At 41.0% G+C, this 2,537-nt stretch carries 2 protein-coding genes; both read right to left on the reverse strand.

What is annotated here, in order from left to right:
• Positions 1 to 1,236, reverse strand: a 1,236-nt coding sequence (locus tag ACTQX6_RS12545; protein WP_441657555.1) for a hypothetical protein, incomplete at its 3' end; no start/stop codon positions are given.
• A 70-nt stretch (positions 1,237 to 1,306) separates the two neighbouring features.
• The coding region (locus ACTQX6_RS12550; RefSeq protein WP_441657556.1) for an immunoglobulin-like domain-containing protein at positions 1,307 to 2,537 on the reverse strand (1,231 nt) is incomplete at its 5' end.

Here is a 2,537-nt window from a genome sequence, read left to right on the forward strand (position 1 = left end):
GATTCGATACAAATCAAACGTAACATCTTTTAATCCCTGATCCTGATCATCTGTTTTATGAATCTTGATGGGAGATGGCATCTGACGTTCCAAAATATAATAATGTTTGTCTAAACCATAGGTTCCATCCTCATAGAGTACCGGTGTCAAATAATAGTTTCCGTTTCCTGCTTCTGTGAGCGGTTTATAGCTCTCTGAATCTGTAACATTTTCCGGCTTGTCTATATCATCCGCAATGTAGGTGAATCCTAGCGGACTTTTTTCAATCACAGTTGCATAGGTTGGCTTAGTCGTTCCTTCTTCTAAACTAAAATATGGATCTGCATTGGGTCTTAATGCCCTAAATTCTCCTTTAGTTTGCACAGGATCCATCATATCTTCCAACTGCAGAGCTGTACCGGGAACAGTTGATTGCCAATTCTCTCCATTACTGCGTTGCAGAATAGAATCTGAGCCAGACAAACCATTTAATTTACGATATTCCATCTCATCTACATAATGGAAATTTGCTCGTGGAGATACTGAACTCCAATACATAAAAAGTCTTTGTTTATCGGCAGAGCCATAAATTCCAAACCAAGTTGCATCATGCCCAAATGTAAAAGATTGTAAAAAAGAATAAGGTTTATCTGTTATGTCCAATGTCCAGGATAAATATTGCGGCTGTGAAATAGAATTTATGTGAAACAGTACCTGTGAGTCATCTAATTTTTCACCATTTAAATAGATATCCTTATTTTTGGCTTGTTTTGAAACAACCTTATCGCCACTGCCCAAGTTAAGTTTATTTTCTTGTTGCTCAACATAAGTCCAGACACCCAAGCCAAAAGACATGTTATGACTTTTTGACGGTTCAAACACAACATACCAGTGAATTCTTATCGGCATCTTTCCATATGTTTCTAAAGGCGTGGTCGAAAATTCTTCCCATGCAGCGTCATTTATACCACTGTTAGGATCCCCTAAGGGGAGTATGGAACCATCTTTAAACTCCATCTCACCACGTACAATCATATTGTCAACCTCGTACTTGCTCGGTCGATTATATGTTTGAATCAATGTATCCGATACTTTATCCGGAAACGGATTAGCGTTCTCCCGACCTCCGGAAATTTCATAAGGATTCGCCTCAGATGAGCCTGGCAATCCTTCTTGTGCAAAGGTCGGAACAACAAAGCTTAACGATAAAAATAGAGTTACTATAGCTGCACCAATTCGTCTAAAAATATTCTTCATTTTTTTTACCTTTCTAAAAAAATGGATGCTTCTTGCCTAAAAAGCACCCATTTAAGTTTTCAAAAATCAATTATAATGATTTTCTTTTTTGGACAAGAACAAGTATCAAAGCACCTATCAAGGCAATTGAAGCCATTGCACTGAATACGGCCACATAGGTTTTTGTAGACGTCTTCGTTCCCTTTGTCTTACTGGTTCCCTTCGTTTTTTCTCCAGGCTTGTAGGAAGACGGAGTTTCTTTGCCTTCATTCGGTGTGTTTGTATTGTTTTCTGTATCCGGTGTTACTTCTTTTTCCTTCACCGTCACCGTAATCGTCTTGGTGCTGGAGGCTCCTTGGGAATCCGTTACCTGATAAGTAATCGTATACGTTCCCGCCTGTGTCGTCTTTCCGCTTTCATCCATTGGTACTTTGTTTTCCAAAATCTGGATATTACCTGTTACATCTCCATCCTCTGCATCCGTTGCCGTAACATCTCTCATCACTTCAAGACTATCCCCTACTGTCAAAGTTTTATCTTCGGCTTCAATCGTTGGAATCCGGTTCAGTTCTTCCATCTTCGGATTTACAGTCACTGTAATGGTCTTCGTACTGGAGGCACCCTGAGAATCCGTTACCTGATAAGTAATCGTATAGGATCCGACTTCTGTCGTATTTCCGTTTTCATCGGTTGGTACCGTATTATCGATGACCTTGACTGAACCTGTAAGTTCTCCGTCTTCATCATCCATGGCACTGACATTGTTGAATACGTTCAGTGCATCTCCTACTGTCAATACCTGATCATCGGCCATGATACGCGGAATATGGTTCAGTTCCTCCATAGCCGGATTTACAGTCACTGTAATGGTCTTTGTGCTCGATGCACCTTTGGAATCGGTGACTTTATATGTCACAGTATACGATCCGGCTTTTGTTGTTTTTCCGCTTTCATCGGTTGGTACCTTGTTTTCCAGGACTTCCACCTTTTCTGTCAGGTTTCCATCTTCTGTATCCGTTGCCGTTACTCCATTTGCAGGATCAAAGGCATCTCCTACTATCAACACCTGATCATCGGCAGTGATACGCGGAATATGGTTGATTTCTTCCATCTTTTGATTTACAACGACGGTGATCGTCTTTGTGCTCGATGCGCCTTTGGAATCGGTGACTTTATACGTCACTGTATACGATCCGGCTTCTGTCGTATTCCCGTTTTCATCGGTTGGTACCTTGTTTTCCAGGACTTCCACCTTTTCTGTCAGGTTTCCATCTTCTGTATCTGTTGCCGTTACTCCATTTGCAGGATCAAAGGCATCTCCA

Origin of the sequence: Faecalicoccus sp. LCP19S3_E2 (assembly GCF_052121255.1) — a bacterium.
Taxonomy (GTDB): Bacteria; Bacillota_I; Bacilli_A; order Erysipelotrichales; family Erysipelotrichaceae; genus Faecalicoccus.